At 59.5% G+C, this 16,701-nt stretch carries 15 protein-coding genes and 3 pseudogenes; 15 read left to right on the plus strand and 3 right to left on the minus strand.

Annotated elements, in window-relative coordinates; all coding sequences use genetic code 11:
• The first annotated feature begins 186 nt into the window (after positions 1–186).
• From NB231_RS14650 to NB231_RS19895, 11 genes and pseudogenes are all read left to right on the plus strand, one after another.
• Complete coding sequence (locus tag NB231_RS14650; protein ID WP_005004366.1) at positions 187–1,347, plus strand: Gfo/Idh/MocA family oxidoreductase; 1,161 nt, start codon at positions 187–189, stop codon at positions 1,345–1,347.
• Position 1,348: 1 nt separating this feature from the next.
• Positions 1,349–2,077 (plus strand): VOC family protein, encoded by a 729-nt coding sequence (locus NB231_RS14655; RefSeq protein WP_040662507.1) that lies wholly within the window; start codon positions 1,349–1,351, stop codon positions 2,075–2,077.
• Between the two features lie 9 nt (positions 2,078–2,086).
• Positions 2,087–3,694, plus strand: coding sequence for a (2,3-dihydroxybenzoyl)adenylate synthase (locus NB231_RS14660; RefSeq protein ID WP_005004369.1), 1,608 nt, complete (start codon positions 2,087–2,089; stop codon positions 3,692–3,694).
• The gene (locus NB231_RS14665; RefSeq protein WP_005004371.1) at positions 3,691–4,452 is read left to right on the plus strand and encodes a thioesterase II family protein; all 762 of its coding nucleotides are present in this window, start codon (positions 3,691–3,693) and stop codon (positions 4,450–4,452) included. The genes NB231_RS14660 and NB231_RS14665 overlap by 4 nt, the downstream gene beginning before the upstream one ends.
• Before the next feature lie 5 nt (positions 4,453–4,457).
• Complete coding sequence (locus tag NB231_RS14670; protein ID WP_005004372.1) at positions 4,458–4,763, plus strand: isochorismate lyase; 306 nt, start codon at positions 4,458–4,460, stop codon at positions 4,761–4,763.
• Positions 4,760–6,136, plus strand: a complete 1,377-nt coding sequence (locus NB231_RS14675) for an isochorismate synthase (protein WP_005004375.1) — start codon at positions 4,760–4,762, stop codon at positions 6,134–6,136. The genes NB231_RS14670 and NB231_RS14675 overlap by 4 nt, the downstream gene beginning before the upstream one ends.
• Positions 6,137–6,396: 260 nt before the next feature.
• The gene (locus NB231_RS18045) at positions 6,397–7,113 is read left to right on the plus strand and encodes a 4'-phosphopantetheinyl transferase family protein (protein WP_084766355.1); all 717 of its coding nucleotides are present in this window, start codon (positions 6,397–6,399) and stop codon (positions 7,111–7,113) included.
• A gap of 86 nt (positions 7,114–7,199) precedes the next feature.
• Positions 7,200–7,607, plus strand: coding sequence for a cupin domain-containing protein (locus tag NB231_RS17115; RefSeq protein WP_005004377.1), 408 nt, complete (start codon positions 7,200–7,202; stop codon positions 7,605–7,607).
• Positions 7,608–7,750: 143 nt separating this feature from the next.
• A complete protein-coding gene (locus NB231_RS17120; protein ID WP_084766357.1) occupies positions 7,751–8,011 on the plus strand; it encodes a cupin domain-containing protein in 261 nt (86 codons plus the stop codon).
• Between the two features lie 236 nt (positions 8,012–8,247).
• A pseudogene (locus NB231_RS19890) lies at positions 8,248–8,674 on the plus strand (IS701 family transposase); the annotation flags it as partial.
• A 162-nt stretch (positions 8,675–8,836) separates the two neighbouring features.
• Entirely contained in the window at positions 8,837–9,163 is a 327-nt protein-coding gene (locus NB231_RS19895) for a hypothetical protein (RefSeq protein ID WP_040662510.1), read from the plus strand.
• Positions 9,164–9,261: 98 nt separating this feature from the next.
• Here the strand turns inward: NB231_RS19895 and NB231_RS19900 are convergent, their stop codons facing one another.
• Positions 9,262–9,462 (minus strand): hypothetical protein, encoded by a 201-nt coding sequence (locus tag NB231_RS19900; protein WP_232210489.1) that lies wholly within the window; start codon positions 9,460–9,462, stop codon positions 9,262–9,264.
• A 17-nt stretch (positions 9,463–9,479) separates the two neighbouring features.
• On the opposite strand from NB231_RS19900, the gene NB231_RS18825 reads away from it, so the two are divergent.
• The gene (locus tag NB231_RS18825; protein ID WP_156777042.1) at positions 9,480–9,710 is read left to right on the plus strand and encodes a hypothetical protein; all 231 of its coding nucleotides are present in this window, start codon (positions 9,480–9,482) and stop codon (positions 9,708–9,710) included.
• A 181-nt stretch (positions 9,711–9,891) separates the two neighbouring features.
• Positions 9,892–10,308 (plus strand): MuF-C-terminal domain-containing protein, encoded by a 417-nt coding sequence (locus tag NB231_RS14705; RefSeq protein ID WP_156777043.1) that lies wholly within the window; start codon positions 9,892–9,894, stop codon positions 10,306–10,308.
• A 204-nt stretch (positions 10,309–10,512) separates the two neighbouring features.
• Here the strand turns inward: NB231_RS14705 and NB231_RS14710 are convergent, their stop codons facing one another.
• Both NB231_RS14710 and NB231_RS14715 read right to left on the minus strand, forming a co-directional pair.
• On the minus strand, positions 10,513–12,969 hold the full coding sequence (locus NB231_RS14710; protein ID WP_005004384.1) for a YbcC family protein: 2,457 nt from the start codon (positions 12,967–12,969) through the stop codon (positions 10,513–10,515).
• Positions 12,966–14,510, minus strand: a complete 1,545-nt coding sequence (locus NB231_RS14715; RefSeq protein WP_232210490.1) for an NADH-quinone oxidoreductase subunit L — start codon at positions 14,508–14,510, stop codon at positions 12,966–12,968. Before NB231_RS14715 ends, NB231_RS14710 begins: the two co-directional genes overlap by 4 nt.
• A 489-nt stretch (positions 14,511–14,999) precedes the next feature.
• Here NB231_RS14715 and NB231_RS20390 point away from each other — a divergent pair.
• Positions 15,000–15,077 (plus strand): annotated as a pseudogene (locus NB231_RS20390) (IS1595 family transposase); the annotation flags it as partial.
• Positions 15,078–15,357: 280 nt separating this feature from the next.
• A pseudogene (locus NB231_RS18050) lies at positions 15,358–16,533 on the plus strand (IS3 family transposase).
• The last annotated feature ends 168 nt before the right edge of the window (positions 16,534–16,701 follow it).

Raw genomic sequence — 16,701 nt, forward strand, 5'->3', positions numbered from 1 at the left:
GGGATCCTATGACATCCACACTGGATCAGCCGCAGGCCTATCCCTTCAACCGGTTCGACGGTCTGGAGCTTGCGCCACAGTATGCGTGGGCGCTGCGTCAGACCGGACTGACTCGGATCACCTTGCCGTTCGATTGCGTGTTTTGCTCGAGCGCCTGCCGGATATCCATCTTTGCGGAGAAATTGAATGGAAGACCAAGACCTTCTTTCGCGGGCCGCGGCGCATGCTGGTGGCATGGTGAGCGAGGTCGGCGATCGCCGACGTCGAGTGGTGGTCGCGGGCACCGCATTTGGGCGTATCTATATCCAGGCGGTGCTTTCCCACCCTGACCGATTCGCATTGGCGGGAATTCTGGCTAAGGGCGGAGACTATTCCCGGGGCTGTGCTGAGCGTTACGGTGTGCCGTTGTTCACCGATCCGGAACGAATTCCCGATGACGTGGACATCGTCTGCGTGGTGATCCGCTCCGGGGCCATTGGCGGTGCCGGTGCAGAGCTGGCGAAGGCGTTGCTGGAACGAGGATATCACGTGCTCCAGGAACACCCGGTGCACAGTTCGGAAATCGTCGAATGCTTACGCGCCGCCCGGGCCGGTAACGCAGCCTATGCAGTGAACACGCTTTATCCCGATATCAAACCGGTGCGGCAATTGCTTGCCGCCGCTGCCTATCTTCGGCAACAACAGCCGTTGGCTTTCATTGATGCGGCGTGCAACAGTCAAGTGGCCTATCCGCTCATCGATATCCTCGGTCGGGCGGCGGGCTCACTGCGACCGTGGTCGTTCCAGGCGCCGCCGCTGGGGTCCGACAGCGAGGCGACGCCATTCCGCTCCCTGACGGCCACCATTGGCGGTGTTCCGGTGACGCTGCGAATTCAGAACCAGGTTCATCCCGACGATCCGGACAATTATTCCTATCTCATGCACCGCATCACCCTGGGCTGGGAAGCGGGCATTCTGAGTCTTGCCGATACCCACGGACCGGTGTTTTGGAACCCCCGGTTGCATGCGCCCCGTGACGACACCGGTCGGTTGCTGATGGAAGGCCCTGGCACGGAACGACTGGCAGTACCCAGCACCGTGATTCTGGGCGACGAAGAGCCCCGCGATTATCACCGAGTGTTTGCGGAAACCTGGCCGGATGCGGTTGCGGTGGCCCTGGCACGCTTGTGCCGCGATATCGATGCTCCTGCGGGCAGGGCGCGAAGTGGGCAGTGGGCTCTGGGTGTGTCCCAGGCCTGGCGGGATATGACAGCGGCGGTGGGTATGCCCGAGTTGATTCGTCCTGCGGAGCCGCGGGCCGTTTGCTTGGACGCCTTACGTGCCGCTGCCGCGGCCGGGGAATGGTGATATGGGATTATCGTGCAGTCACGTTTTGCTTTGGGTTCGTGATCTTCATCAGGCGGTGGCGGATTTTCGCGCGCTGGGATTCCACGTGGACTACGCCACCGATCGAAAAAAAGCACAGCACGCCCACATCTGGTTTTGCCGAGGGCCGGTGATCGAGTTGCTGACCACCCCGAGCAACGCTCGTTATTTCAAGTGGCCGATTGATCTTATGGCCGGTCGCGGCGCCGGAGAGCGCATGGTGCGTTGGGGCTGCGAGGGAGAAGGATTCTGCGATGTGGCTGTGGTTGTCGAGGGCAATCCTAAAAAAGTGTCGGCGGAACTGAAGCGTTCCGGAATTGCCATAGGACGTTTTGTTCCCTGGCGGCGCACTCGTCCGGATGGTCAGCGAGTCCACTTCCGCTTCGCCTACCCACGCCAAAGCCGGCTCCCTTTCGTGGTGACCCCCTATGAACCGCCTCAGCATCCCGCCAGGGTTCGTCACGCCAATGGTGCCACCGCTTTGCGGCATGTGCGGATGGGTGCGCGGGTGGAAGACAGTGACCGGCTGCATCATCTGGTGGGGGCGGATCCGGTTTTCTCCGTGACGTCTGCCGAGCAAACCGGCGTGTTGTGGATCGAATTGGAGGGCCTTTCGCTGCCGCTGCCTGAGACGTTGACGCACGGGGCGGAGATTCGCCCGGCCGGCGCGCGCGCCGACGTGGCGCGAAGCTCACCCGCATTTGCAAAGTAGGAGGCAAAGATGTTGGAAGGTTGTGTGGCCTGGCCGGTGGAACTCGCGGAACATTATCGGGAAAAAGGATATTGGCGGGGTATCGATCTGGGAGAGTGGTGGCGCGGCTGTGCCGACGAATTTGCCGTCGGTACTGCGCTGATCGAAGGCAGTCGGCAATGGTCCTATCGGGAACTGGATGCCTGGGTAGAGAGGTTGGAGGGGGGCATTCTGGAGGTTGGATTGGAACCGGGACAGAGGGTTCTGCTGCAACTGCCCAACAAGGCGGAATTTGTTGCTTTGTGTCTGGCTTTTTTCAGGATTGGTGTAATTCCGGTACTGGCCTTGCCGGCGCATCGGGAGAAGGAAATTCGTCACTTGGCGGAAGCTTCACAGGCGGTTGCCTATGTGATCCCCGACACGCATCTCGGATTCGATTATCGGCCGATGGCCAGAACGGTGCTGGACAATGTCGAGACTCTGCGTTCGGTCTTCGTGGTTGGAGAACCGGGAAGTTTTGCGCCGTTCTCGGCTCTGGAAGGGGAGCCGCGCCCAGTGCCCGCGCCTGCCGCCGAGGAAGTTGCCGTAATGTTATTGTCCGGCGGCACCACGGGATTGCCCAAGCTGATTCCGCGTACACACAACGACTATCTCTATAACGCACGCACGAGCGCCGAACGGGCCGGTTTCACTGCAGACACCCGTTATTTGGCAGTGTTGCCCGTGGCGCATAATTTTCCGTTGGCGTGTCCGGGGCTGCTCGGCACTTTTGATGCGGGAGGGGCGGTGGTGCTTTGCCCTGACCCCAGCCCCGATACGGCTTTTGCACTGATCGAGAAAGAGGGGATTACGGTTGCCGCGCTGATTCCCACGCTCGTACGAGTCTGGCTGGAATTCGCCCCGCTTACCGAAGCCGATTTGAGCAGCCTGACCTGCCTGCAGGTGGGAGGGGCACGCCTGAAGGTGGAGGTTGCGGCACAGGTGGGCGAGATATTGGGGTGCGGTCTGCAGCAGGTTTACGGCATGGCCGAGGGGCTGTTATGCATGACTGCGCCGGGGGACCCGGAATCATTGGTGCTCAACACTCAGGGATGCCCTATTTCTCCTGGCGACGAGGTTCGAGTGGTGGACGACCAGGGGCGTGATTTGCCGGACGGAGAAATCGGTGAGTTGCTGGTACGTGGGCCTTACACTCTGCGCGGCTACTACCGCGCCGAGGAACATAATCGCCGTTCCTTCACCGAGGACGGCTTTTATCGCAGTGGTGATCGAGTGCGCCGGCTGGCCGGCGGCTATCTGGTGGTGGAGGGGCGTGATAAGGACATCATCAACCGGGGAGGCGAAAAAGTACCGGTGGAGGATGTGGAGAACCATTTGTTGTCGCATCCCAGTGTCGCCGACGTAGTTTTGATCGGGATGCCGCATAACACTCTGGGCGAATGCAACTGCGCGTGCGTTATCGCCAGAGGCGAAGCACCCCGGCTCTCCGAGTTGAATGCTCACCTTTCCGCATCGGGCCTGGCGGCGTACAAACTGCTGGATCGGTTGGAAATCATCGACCGTTTTCCGCTTACCCGATTGGGCAAGGTCAATCGCCGTCAACTGGCGGAGCAGTTTCACGCCAGGGTGGCCTTATGAGAGCGGTTCAGCCATCCAGTAGTGGCATCTGCGCGCTTAGGGTCTCTCCGAAGCCGCGCGCCCGGCTGGTCTGCCTGCCTCATGCCGGAGGCAGCGCCAGCTATTACCGTGACTGGAGCAAAGCGTTGCCTGGCCATATCGATCTGTTGGCGGTGCAGTACCCCGGGCGCGCGGAGCGGTATTCCGAACCCTTTGCGCGCTCGCTGGAGTCGTTGGCGGATGAAACCGCTGCGGCCCTGGTGCAGTTCGCCGACGTGCCGCTGGTGTTGTTCGGGCACAGCCTCGGCGCCGCGCTGGCTTACGAAGTCGCGCTACGACTCGAGCAACGGGCCCTACCTCTGAAACGCTTGATCGTCTCCGCCCATCCCGCCCCCCACCGGCAGCGTGAAAGTTCTTTGCACCAGCAGACCGATGACGATCTGCTTGAGGATATAAGACGCCTTTCCGGCGGCAGTACTCCTCTGGACGAACCCGTGATACGAGAGGTGTTCATGCCCATGTTGCGCAATGACTATCGACTCATCGAAAGCTATGCACGCGATATTCCCGAGCGGGTCGGGGCTCCAGTAGATGTGTGCTTTCCCCTCGACGACGACGAAATCAGTGAAAGCGAAGTGCGTGCCTGGCAGGACGTGACGCCCTGGATGCTAGGGATTCTGCTGTTCCGGGGTGGGCACTTTTATCTGCAAGAGCAATATTGGGAGCTCGTTGAGCGACTGTTGCAACGTCTGGATTCCACCAACGAGCCGAGGAGGTAAATGGAATGTTGGCGCCTGATGATTGTGCCAGCCTCACGGATATTCGCCAGGCCATCGACGGGTTGGATCGGGAGGTGCTGACGATTCTGGGCAAACGGATGCAGTATGTTCTGGCCGCGTCGCGATTCAAATCGGACGCAAAAAGCATTCCCGCGCCGGAGCGGGTGGCGTCGATGTTGGTGGACCGTCGCCGGTGGGCGGAGGAAAACGGGCTCGACGGTGACTTCGCGGAATCTCTTTTTCAGCAGATCATCTCTTGGTATATAGCCCGGCAGGTGGACTACTGGCGCGCACAGCGGGGGCTGCAATGAACATACTGACCCGGATGTGGGATTTTGAATCCGTGTTCACGGCGGCCCGGGCCCAGGCCAGGCAAGCCTGCCAGCCGGTTCTGGCGGTGCTGACTTTTCTCTGGACGGGCCGGGATCCGCTGGAGCTATACGAACAGTTGGAGTCCTCCTCCGTCCCGTGCTTGTATTGGGAAACCCGGGACCCGGAATTGACGTTATTGGGTATTGGCAGAACATTGGAATTGTGTCCCGATCCCGGCTCCGGATTTGAGCGGGTGGAACAGCGATGGCGGGAGATGACCGTCGCCGCCCTGGTTGAGGGGTCTGCGGCACCTCGAGCCATCGGCGGGTTCCGGTTCGACGCCGAGGCCGTTCCGGAATGGCCCTGGCGGCAGTTTCCATCGGCGCGTTTGATAGTGCCCCGTTTATTATTGGAGCGCACTCCGCAAGGAAGCCTGCTGGTCTGTCAGAAGCTGATTGGGGTGGACGATGATCCTATTGCCGAGGGACATCGGTACCGCCGTGATATCGAAGCCTTACTGGGCCAGGGGGCGAGTTCACGACGGCAGGCGAAGCCGTCGCTGGTTCAGAATCAGGGAGTATCCGCGGGGCAATGGCAATCCAAGGCCGAGGCACTGATAGAGGCGATTCGAAAGGGCAGGCTGCAGAAGGTTGTGCTCGCAAGGCATCTGCACCAAACCTATTCGGAGCCCTTGTCCCCGGCGGCCATACTTCGCCGCCTTCGGAGATCAGACGCCCGCTCCCATCTGTTTGCGGTACGGCACGGCGATCTCTGTTTTCTCGGTGCAACTCCCGAGCGCCTGGTTTCCGTGCGGGAGGGGAGGGTGAGAACACATGCTCTGGCAGGAACCATACAGCGGGGCGACGACCCCGAAACCGACCAAAGGTTGGGGCAGCAACTTCTGAGTTCCGCCAAGGACCGTCATGAACATGCACTGGTGGTGCGCGCTATCCGCGATGCTCTAGCGCCGCTCGTCGAGGGACTGACCGTGTCTCCGAAACCAGTATTGCATCGTCTGCCTGTGATGCAGCATCTGAGCACCACGATCGAAGCCCGGATCGCCGGAGTCAACGGCATCCTGAAGTTGGTGGAAGTTTTGCAGCCCACTCCGGCCGTGGCAGGTCATCCAAAGGGCGAGGCACTGTCCTGCATTCGCCTGCATGAAGGCTTTGACCGCGGCTGGTACGCGGGACCGCTGGGCTGGATTGACGGCAACGGAAACGGAGATTTTGTAGTGGCGCTGCGTTCGGCGTTGATAAAGGGGCGCGATTGTCACCTGTTCGCCGGTTGCGGGCTGGTGGCCGATTCCGTTCCCGAGTATGAGTATCAGGAAACCTGCCTCAAACTATCGAGTATGCAGGAGGCGGTATGAATGCCCCGGTTTCTCCGGAATGGCCTCGCTTTGGGTAACCGCAGTACGCCCGCTCGCTGTATTCCGCAAAGCCGCGGTGTCTCCCGTTCCTACTAAGCGATCAAACGGCCCCACTGCCGCTCGCAGTGTGCGCTGTCATGCCTGGTGAAAACCGGGATTGAATACATCGAAACCGACTAGCGGCATTATAACATGCTGGATTACATCAGCGTGGAAGTCTTCGTGAGGCGCGGATCAAGTGCTCAATCAGGTGCCTACAATTGCTGGATGAGACCGACGAATTGACAGCGTGTGATAAGGGAACGGACTTCACGGCGGTCTGTAGAGCGCTGGTTCCCGCCGGTATGGCTGTTGCTGGCGGGCCTATCTTGGCGCTATCGCATGACCACAGGGGTCTTTCTCCGACGTTCTCAAGCAAGCGTCGTGCCGAGTATTGGTCTGGTCGGTATTATGCGCTGCAGGCACTTTGTGATCTCGGTGTGATTGTTAATAGTCTGCCAATTGGAGGAAATCGAGCGCCAGTGTGGCCCGACGGTATCGTCGGCTCAATATCGCACACGGACAGTCTATGCGTTTCGGTAGTCGCTGCGGAAGACAGGTTTCACGCAGTCGGAATTGATCTCGAACAAAATAGCCGCGTTACTCCTGAGCTGTTTAGCATGCTCTTCACCCAGCGCGAACTGGCAGTTCTCGATCGTTTGGCTTTGGAAAAGCGATTCAATTTTATCCCCACGCTAGCCTTTAGCGCCAAGGAGGCGTTCTACAAATTCTGTTCACCAGAAAAGTACTTCGATTTCTTAGACGTGGAAATCGAATTTAACTCTCACATACCTATATTTCGGGTGCGCCTTGTTAACCCGAAAAACGTCCCGGTAACAGGCGAAATCTTCTACGGCCGCTGGGGGCGGTTTCGCGATCACGTTCTCACCGTAATTTGCTGTTCGGCGAACGCTACTTACGTTAGCAAGCCTCTGTGAGGCTCACGATGGCGGGGTCACTATGAGCATATGGAAGTAAGACGAAGGGACATGGGGCAACGCGCACAGCGACGCGGAGTTGCGCCATGAGCCAAGATGCGCTGTCCGATCTGCCACGCTGCGTGCGGTTGCGCGGTGCGTTGTTCTTCCATGTGGACTGCGCCGGACGCTGGGTGAGTGAAGCGCCCGACGCCAAGGTGCTGACCCCGCTCATCATGCCCGAAGCTCAGCACCTGATGGACTACCACGTGATGCTCAAGGGGGCATGTTGGGCTGGCGTTACGACGGCTGAGCCGCCAATTCGTCTGAGCGAGGGCGACGTCGTCGTTTTCCCTCGCGGCGATGCTCACGTGATGTCGAGCGTGCCGGGCCTGCGCGCCGAGCCTGACGTCGACTTCCTGGCGCGGCGCCCGCCACAGCTGCCGTTCCTGTTGCGCCAAGAGGGTGGCCGGTTCCTCGAGGCAGGCGATTGGAGTCCGAATGATGGCTCGTAAGGCGCGGACGCGGCGACCCTGCTGTGCGGTTTCTGGGGTTGCGACCGGGGCCGTTCAACCCATTGCTCGGCACGTTGCCGCGGATGATTCACACGCCTTCGAGCCGTTTGGCCGAGGACGGCTGGATCGGCTAGTTCGTTCGCCTGGCGGCCGAGGAGTGCCGTGCCAAACGCCCAGGCGGTGAGGCGGCACTCGAGCGCATGAGCGAGATGATGTTCATTGATGTGCTGCGCCGACACCTCGAGACACTCCCCGAGGACCAGACGGGTTGGCTTGCCGCGCTGCGGAACCGTTACGTCGGATGCGCGCTTTGCCATCTCCTGGCAGACGCTATCCCAGATAAAGCCCACCAGCTCCCGGATGTCTTTGACTACATCGAGCGGTTCTATAACCCACGCATCTAACGACGGCTCGACGCCGAGGACCAGAAATTTCGAGCCTTAACCCAACCGTCCATGGAAAACGGGTAGAACCCGCGCTGACTAAACGTCCGTCGCACTCAAGTCCGACGGACTCCTAGGGCTTGGCCACCTTGCCCTTGCCGATGCCCCCCACCTCAGAGGACTGTCAGGAAAGAAGCTTATTCTTACTCTTAGTACTACAAGTTTAATCTGCGTGGTACAAACCTGAGGAGGCTGTCATGCAAGCAAGAGTTCGGGAATGGCATGGAGCCTTGGGGGCGCCCCATGAACGGATCGTCCCCCGCCTTCGGCGGGTTGAGCCGCGCAAACAGGTTCTGGGCTATCTGCGCGGACTGCTCAGTCCGGTGCTCGGAAGAATGATTGGCACCTGACCGAATATCTAGGGGGAAGACTGTCCCGACGGTGTGCAACGCCTGCTCAACGCGGCGCACTGGGATGCCGAGGCGGTGCGTGAGGATTTGCACCGATACGTTGTCGAGCAGTTGGGCGATCCGCAAGCCGTGCTGATCGTTGACGAGACGGGCTTTCTGAAGAAGAGCACGCACTCGGCCGGGGTCAAGTGTCAGTACAGCGGCACGGCGGGCCGGGTCGAGAATTGCCAGGTGGGTGTATTTTTTGTGTTACGCGAGCCGACACGGTGCGGCCTGGGCGTACTGGGCGTACGTTGCACTGAAGCACAGCACCGCCGACGCGCGCCGGTCGAGCGCCCGATTTGGGAAACAACCACCCTGGGTAGTTCGACGTGCTGCAATCTCCGGCCTACAATCAAATTGTCTACCCCCATCGACGCCAAGGAGACAACCAACCATGCCATTTTCTTCTAGAATATCCAAAAAACTTCGTATTCTGATTCTGGCGATTGCCGCGGCCGCACTTCCGCTCAGTTTCTCCAACCTGGCCATCGCCGCCGACGATGGTCACGCCTCGGAACACGAGCATCATCATGGCAATGACGGCCACGCCAACGAGCATGAGCACCATCATGGCAATGACGGCCACGCCAACGAGCATGAGCATCATCACGGTGATGACGGCCACGCCAACGAGCATGAGCATCATCACGGTGATGACAGCCACGCCAACGAGCATGAGCACCATCATGGTGGAGATGGGGATCATCACCACCACGGATAGCCCCTGCCATTGAACGCGGCACAGGCTGCAATTAATATTTGATCCCCCTGGCAACGCGTTGCCAGGGGATAGAACCGCGACTGCGCCGTACGCTGCTACTAATCGCAGCCAATCTCCTGCCCCCGGTGGGCGTTCTGTTCCTGGGATGTGACACCAGGGCCCGTGTGGTGTTCTACTAATCCGAGAACCTCATCATCGGTGCCGACAACATCCTCCCAATGTTCGTCGTCGGTGGGCCCGCGGCGATTTTCCCATCGGCTTTTCCCCTCATCCACCAAGGCAGTTTCTGCGCCGTGCACGCGTTTTCATCGCATCCATGCTGCTGTCTAACCCCGTCGAAATGGGTGGAGAAGGAGAGTCCTCCCTGGCCTCTATTCCTCGTCACCATAGAATGGCTTGTCAACGTTACCGGTCGGATCCTGGCCAGCTGTCCGCCGCGCGGCTGATCACCTTCGTCGGCCTGATGATCAGCCATGGTTATTCGTTTGTGACCAACTTCCTTCTTGTCGGCGAGAAGGATCGGCCGACCATTAACCACAGCGCATGACTGCACCCTCAAACGAACCGTGGTTCTTCACGTGGCTGTCATTCGCGGCAAAGGAATACCGAGCCTTAGTACTACAGTTGCAAATAATCATCAACGGACATCTCGACGATGATTATTTGCAACTGTAGTACTAAGAGCCATTGGCGCTCCCGATCTGCCCATTACGATCACGCGCGACGTAGTGCGCAAAGCCACCAATGGCGTAAAACACAATGTCCCTATGGCTGCGATCGATCAGCTTCCCGAGGAGCTTGCCGATCCGCTTCTGGTGTTTGAAGGGGGTAAGGATTTCCCGTCACACGTCATTTTGACTGAACGCAAGGATTCAAACGGCAAGCCTATTCTGGTGGCCCTGCATCTACAGAAGCGGGAAGGGCGTCTTTTTGTTAATCGGATCGCCAGCGCTTATGGCAAGGATAAGGTGCAATCGCTGCTAGGATGGGTCGAAGAGGGGAGGTTACGCTACCAGAGTAATAGAAGCCCCGCGCAGGTACGACTGATTGGGCTCCAATTGCCACAAAGTGGTACACCTGCGCAGGGCCAGTCCCGCATCCTTCCCGAAGTTCCGGCGAAAGGAAAGGGCCTGATAGAATCCTAAACGACTCCGGCATCGGGTCAATATCCCGCCAATCCGGATCTCCACTTCGTCTTGCTCGAGGGGGTATCCCACCCGATCCCGAAAGTGGCGCCGAGGTTCGAGTGCAATTCTTCACTTTGATGCACGCAGGCCGTTCATCGGCAAGGTGTTGCGCGTCAAAATGCTGGAGCAGGAATTCGTGAACGCATCCCGAGATGGGCGCCTCTATCTTGTGGAGGCCGTTGAAATAGAAACGCCAGCGTCATGCCACTTCGATTTATAATATTTGGCGATCTTTTTTGCTTCAATATCCCATTGAAAAACATACAGCCAGTCATGATTGATTAATTGAGCGACGGCTTCATGTCGCTCGACGATATCCGCGATCGCTTCCCGTGGCGCAGCCAGATAGACGCTCAACCGTAATGGCTGGTGCATCCACTGCCGACCGTTGTGCAGGCACTGCAGCGGCAGGCCAATGCGCAGATCGCCGCCGTTGCCTTCGAATACGCCCAGGTTGCCGCCAACGACGTTGTGCAGAACTTTGTTGCCGCTGCCGTATTTCAAATTGTCGCTGACCGACGCGTTATATTGCATGTTGATCCAATGGGTGACCACCATGGGCGCAGTCATGATCAGCTCCAGCACTTTAAAGTCTTGATCCTGCCGCCATTCGTAGTCGTGCAGAAAGCTGCGGCCGGCAAAATCGAGATGCCGGGTACGAAGGCGTGGAGCCACGATAAAACAGGCGTTATTGGCCAAGCCCCATTCCGGTCGGACTTGCGACCAGTCCCCGGCGCGCCGCCTAATCGACTGCGTCAGGTTCGCCTGTTTGTTCGTATGCAGGTCCAGCTTTGCCGCTCGCTCCTGGCGAACACGCTGGCCGGCAGCTTTTAGCCAGCCGCTGAGTTGCTCGCTCACCTTGGCGTCGAAGCAGTCGATATCGTCGGTAGTGGTATTGTGCAGGGCAGCCACAAAACGGGTCTGCTCGGGAATGATGATACCCTGCTTTGACATCGATTCACGGAGTGTTGGCTCGTTGAGCAATTGCGCCAAAACGCGCACGTTAATTTCACCGGTTTGCCCGCCACAGGCACCACAGTCAAGTCCGGCTGCATGGGGGTTATTGCGGCTTTGGCTACCGTGTCCCACCAGCAGGACCAGCGGGGCAAAGTTTTTGGTCAGCCCCATGGCTCCTAATATTCCGGCGGCAAGCTCGGTTTTCTCTGCCAGCGTGAGCGGCGCTCCGTCTCGGCTTAGCAGCCAGGACCCACTCTGGGGCAGGTCGTTCACTGGATGTCGGTGAGCGCCGGGGATAAAGCTATCTTTCAGCAGTTTGAAAGCATAGCGCAAGCCCGTCGCCTCGATCAGGCTGAAAGTGGCCGGGGGCGCATCGTTCAATTCCTGCCAGCGCGCCAGCCTATTCAGGTGTTTTTGGCGGTGCTCGCCGACAGCTGCCCCCGGATCGTCGCCTTCAGCAATCTGAATCGTCGGTTTGAGTAGCCCCGGCAGTTGCGGCCGTTGCAAAGCGCTGCCAACCGGTTGATACTCCAGCGGCAGGCCAAAAAAGCCGGCGAAACCGAGCGTTTCAATGGCCGGATGCTGGGCTTCCAGGGCCCGGCGCATGGGCTCGGAGCGCACATCGATACAAAAGGCGGCCTGCAGCACCGGGGGAGTCGGTGCAACATAGGGCGGCGGCTGGCGCAACTGAGTATGCAGCTCTTCCTGGTAGGACAGTTCGGCCGCCCGCTGCCAAACCCAGGTTAACCGTTGCGCCTGGCGATGCGAATCGATGATTTGCGGAAGGCGAGTCCATTGCTGTTGCCACTCGGAGCGCAAATGGCGGGCTTCAGCGGTGTGCATGGCGGCACAGTGGCGCCAAAGCGCCAGTTCCCACCCAAGGCGCACGGCGAGCAGTTCTACCATCAAGCCGTACTCTGTCTGGCCGTCGAGGCGAGCCTGCCAGCGCCGATAAGCGACCCAGGACGCCCAACCGTTGATGTCTAGCAACAGTGCATGCAGGTAATCCGCCAAGTAAACCTGATCCCCGGCCAGTTCATCGAACGCTTGCGCCAGCAATTCCTCATGCTCATCGGGCAGTGCGGCGAACTGTGAACGCAATTTCGGCTCGGCCATAAGAATCTCTAGGCCGCGGTCCTGACGAGTGACTTCCAACCAGTCCCGATAAAGTCCCTGTTCGGCGTTGGCGTCTGCGTTAAACGGGCCGCCTGGTTGAAAGAAGCCGACACAAAACTGGCTGATCTGGTAAGTGATTTCGTCGCGCCAGGCCATGCGATGTTGGCGGTCGCGGTGACTGTCGAGCCAATCGGAAACGTTATGCCAATGGCTCTGCCGCTCGGGCACCCGTAAGTGAGTAAGCAAATCGTCGACACTCGCCGTTTCGCCAAGCAATCGCGCCGCTTGTTGGAGATGGTGACGCTGAATCTGGTGCGACCAGAGTTCGGCGAAATAGTCTTTCGGCATCAAGCAGTGAGCCCGAGCCAATGCCGCCAGCAGTGCCGAGGTCTCAGCCAGCGAGCGATCGCGTAGTTCCCACCAGGGATTCACCGCAATCATCTGGTCCAACGGCCAGGCGGGTGCAATGCGTTGGCATGCCTGCTGCACGGCCTGTTTTTGATCGTCCAGCAGCACGGCGGCGGATGGTTGGAGTGCAGCCTTCATGACAGGGACTCCCGGTTCAACAAGGGTTGCGGTAGTTGTTTGGCATTGGCGCGGACTGGCAATCGAATAGGCCACACCGCCAAGGTAGTGCGAGTGGCCCATTCATCCAGGTAAAGGCCCGCGTAGATCGACTGCCACAGCCGCCGGCCTAGGGCGCTGTTCGGGGCGTAGCGCAGCAGGATATAGCCGAGGAACAGCGACGCGACCAACAAACAGACCCAGGCATCGCCCAGCGCGCCGGCGCTTGGCGGTAATTCTGGTGCAAGCCAAGCAGCGCCGCTTTTTTGCAGGCCGTAGGCCGTGATCAGCACCACCGCCAAGCCCAGCGCCGGTAATAGCTTGCCAGCGTGCAGCCGGCCGGCGCGCTCGGCCAAGACCAAGGACAGAGTCAGCGTCAGCAGCAGCCAGGGACTGTACGGGCCTGCTGGAGCCAGGTAGGCGACCGGCGCCGCCACCAGAGCAGTGGACAATAAGGCTGCCTCCAGCCAGGCTCGGGCATCGGGTCGGCCGGCCGGCGCCAGTTGGCGATAGAGTTGAGCTTCGACGGTTGAACCGGCGTTGAGAAAAGCATAGGCCTTATAGCACGAGTGGGCGATCAGGTGCAGCAGCGCCAACTCGAACAAGCCGAGCGCACACTCCACGAGCATCAATCCCATCTGTGCACAGGTCGACCAGGCCAGTCTTACCTTGATACTGGTACGGGTCATCATGATCAGGCCGGCCAGCAGTGTGGTCAGTCCTGCAAACACCAGCAACAGCCACTGTGCGGCAGCGGCCTGGGTCAGCAGCGGGGCAAACAAAATCAGCAGATAACCGCCCAGATTGATGATACCCGCGTGCAGCAGCGCCGATACAGGCGTTGGCGCCTCCACCACCTGAATGAGCCAGCCATGGACCGGCAACTGAGCGCACTTGATGAGGGCTGTCAACGCCAGCAGCAGTGCCGCTATTTGTTCATAGAGGCTCAGTTGCGCTACCGGATAGGCGGCAACGATCTCGTCGATCCGCCAGGTACCGTGTTCGGCATACAACAATAGCGCGGCGCCGAGCAGCGAGCCCTCCGCGATTCGGGCAAAGAGGAATTTCTTATGGGCGGCCAGCGCGGCGCGCGGACGTTCCGGATAGAACATCAGCAATTGATGCAGACTGAGGCTGATGGCGATCCAGGCAGCCAGTAGCAGTAATAAGTGGTTGCTGATCACCACCACTGAGACCGCCGCCAGCGTTAATTGCAGGCTGCAGTAGTAATGGCTCTCGCGGCGCTCGCCGGCTAGATAGTGTTGGGAATAGCGCGCGATGATCAAACCGATAAAACTGATCAACAACAGCATAACAAGGCTCACCGGGGACGATGAAAGCCACGGCAGTGGATGCGCCTCGGCGAACAGCGCTTGGCTTGTTGCCGCTAGCATTGCCAGCGAGAACAAAAACTGGGAGCCGGTAGCGCGGGCTGGGTCCAGGTGAGCGCGTGTGGCGCCAATTAGGTAAGCAAAGGGTACTGCAGCCAGTGTCAGCGACAATGCAATCTGTACGAGTGTCACTTCTATCTCCTTTACACCGATGAGGCTTCAGTTGGATTGAGTGTATGCAGAAGAAGTGATAAAGCATATTTTAATCTCGATAACTATTGATTTAATGATTATTTAATATAAAGAGCGCCTCTAAACATATCTCAGCTATGTGTGTCGAAGCTGTTGAGATGCTTTGAAAGAAGGAGGCGGGAGCGTGCAACAGCCGAAGACAGCTATTTTGACTGGATGCAACGCTTCTCGACCCAGCAAGCCTGCCTGGAAGAGTGGCGCACCACCGCTGACCCAAGGGGTTTATCTGTCCACGCTGTGGCCATGATCAAGGCTGCTGGATCGGCACCCGGGGCTGTATCAGTGCACTCGTTGCCGCTATCACTGCTCGGTGACCGCGGGCACGCTTTTTCATCATCATACGCGAATGGCACTGCCCAAGTGGTTCGCTATCCTGCTCCCCTTGAAAGCCAAGCCATGGGCGATTGGGATGGAATCTATCGACTCAGTGGCCTGGTGGAGCTTGATGAGGCCTTTATCGGAGGGCGCCGGCCGGGAAAACGCGGACGCGACGCCGCCGGCAAGACACCGATGCTGTGGGTGCTGAGCGCGGCACCGATGCTCTGGCGGCACATGACTGCGCCCGCGCCGTGGAGCAAACGGCAGCCCGGCACCGGCGCCTGCAGAAATCGCCTCGCTCGGCGAGCGCCTTGCCAAAAGGCTCGATGCGCAGGAGGCCGGCAAGGCGCTACGCGGTCGGCCCACCTCGGATCGACGCGCCTAGCAGCGCCTTAGCCGCATCGTCGATCCGTGGAGTTAACCCGCTTTCGTGGACATCTGACTCTTTGAGTAGCAACAGGAGTTCGAGATGTCACGAACCGGACCGCCATACCCACCGGAGTTTCGGCAACAGATAATCGATCTGGTGCGCAATGGCCGCACGCCGTGGGAGCTGGCGAAAGAGTTTGAGCCCTCTGCGCAGACCATCATGAACTGGGTGGCACAGGCCGGCCGGGACGCCGGTGAGCGCCATGATGGCCTCACGAGTGCCGAGCATGAGGAGTTGCGCCGGCTACGCCGGGAGAACAAGCGCCTGCGCAAGGAACGCGAGATCTTGTCAAAAGCCGCGGCCTGGTTCGCTCGGGAGACCGATGCCGTGCCACCGAAATCTTCAGGTTCGTCGAAGTGAATCGGGCCTGTCACAGCGTGGCCACCATGTGCCGAGTGCTGGACGTCTCCCCCAGCGGCTACTATGCGTGGCGAAACCGCACGCCCTCGGTGCGCTCGGCGACCGATGCGGCGCTCACCGAGCGTATCGAGGCCATTCACCAGGGAACGGGGGAGACCTATGGGGCACCCCGAATCCACGCGGCACTCAGAGACGAGAGCTGGTGCGTTGGTCGCAAGCGGATTGCCCGGCTGATGAGTAGCGCTGGTCTGCAGGGGATAACCCGGCGCAAGGGCACCTTCACCACAGAGCGCGATAAGGGCCGCCGGAGCGAGCCGGATCTCGTCGAGCGGGATTTTACGGCCGATGCGCCGAACGAGCTCTATGTCTTCGATACCAGCTACATCCCGACCTGGGGCGGTTTTCTGTACTTGGCGGTGGTACTCGACGTCTTGAGTCGGCGTATCGTGGGCTGGTCGATGGCCACGCACCTGAAGAGCCAGCTGGTAGTGGATGCTCTGGATATGGCGTTGTGCCAGCGCCAGCCTGAGGGCGTGATCCACCATAGCGATCAAGGCTGTCAGCTTAGGTTCAAGGAGTTGTCGCGACGCTGGCGTGCGAGCGTCGATGGGCTCGGTCGGTGATTGCTTCGACAACGCCATGGCCGAGAGCCTCTTCGCCACATTGGAGTGTGAACTGCTGGACCGGCGTCGGTTCCGCAACCCATCCGAGGCACGGCGGGCGGTGTTCCGGTTCATCGAAGGCTGGTACAACCCGCACCGGCGCCACTCTGGGATCGGTAACCAATCACCCGTGAATTACGAGAGGATGCACGCCGAACGTACCTTGGAACTCAACTCCAAACCTGTCCACTGAAACGGGGGAACTCCAATCCGGAAGTCGCCCGTAAGGCCAGACAAATGGCTCGCAAGTTATCCCAAGAGCAACGTAGGCAAGCCTACCCGTGCAGGATCTAGGTGATACAGTCACGCTGATGGGCCATACAGCGTTCGCTTGGCTCGATGCAGTCTATCTCGGGTTAAG

This window comes from Nitrococcus mobilis Nb-231 (assembly GCF_000153205.1).
Lineage (GTDB): Bacteria > Pseudomonadota > Gammaproteobacteria > Nitrococcales > Nitrococcaceae > Nitrococcus > Nitrococcus mobilis.

Bases quoted from the DNA above. Each gene is read 5' to 3' on its own strand.
- NB231_RS14650 (WP_005004366.1), top strand. From the start codon at position 187: ATGGAAGACCAAGACCTTCTTTCGCGGGCCGCGGCGCATGCTGGTGGC.
- NB231_RS14655 (WP_040662507.1), top strand. From the start codon at position 1,349: ATGGGATTATCGTGCAGTCACGTTTTGCTTTGGGTTCGTGATCTTCAT.
- NB231_RS14660 (WP_005004369.1), top strand. From the start codon at position 2,087: ATGTTGGAAGGTTGTGTGGCCTGGCCGGTGGAACTCGCGGAACATTAT.
- NB231_RS14665 (WP_005004371.1), top strand. From the start codon at position 3,691: ATGAGAGCGGTTCAGCCATCCAGTAGTGGCATCTGCGCGCTTAGGGTC.
- NB231_RS14670 (WP_005004372.1), top strand. From the start codon at position 4,458: ATGTTGGCGCCTGATGATTGTGCCAGCCTCACGGATATTCGCCAGGCC.
- NB231_RS14675 (WP_005004375.1), top strand. From the start codon at position 4,760: ATGAACATACTGACCCGGATGTGGGATTTTGAATCCGTGTTCACGGCG.
- NB231_RS17115 (WP_005004377.1), top strand. From the start codon at position 7,200: ATGAGCCAAGATGCGCTGTCCGATCTGCCACGCTGCGTGCGGTTGCGC.
- NB231_RS19895 (WP_040662510.1), top strand. From the start codon at position 8,837: ATGCCATTTTCTTCTAGAATATCCAAAAAACTTCGTATTCTGATTCTG.
- NB231_RS18825 (WP_156777042.1), top strand. From the start codon at position 9,480: ATGCTGCTGTCTAACCCCGTCGAAATGGGTGGAGAAGGAGAGTCCTCC.
- NB231_RS14710 (WP_005004384.1), bottom strand. From the start codon at position 12,969: ATGAAGGCTGCACTCCAACCATCCGCCGCCGTGCTGCTGGACGATCAA.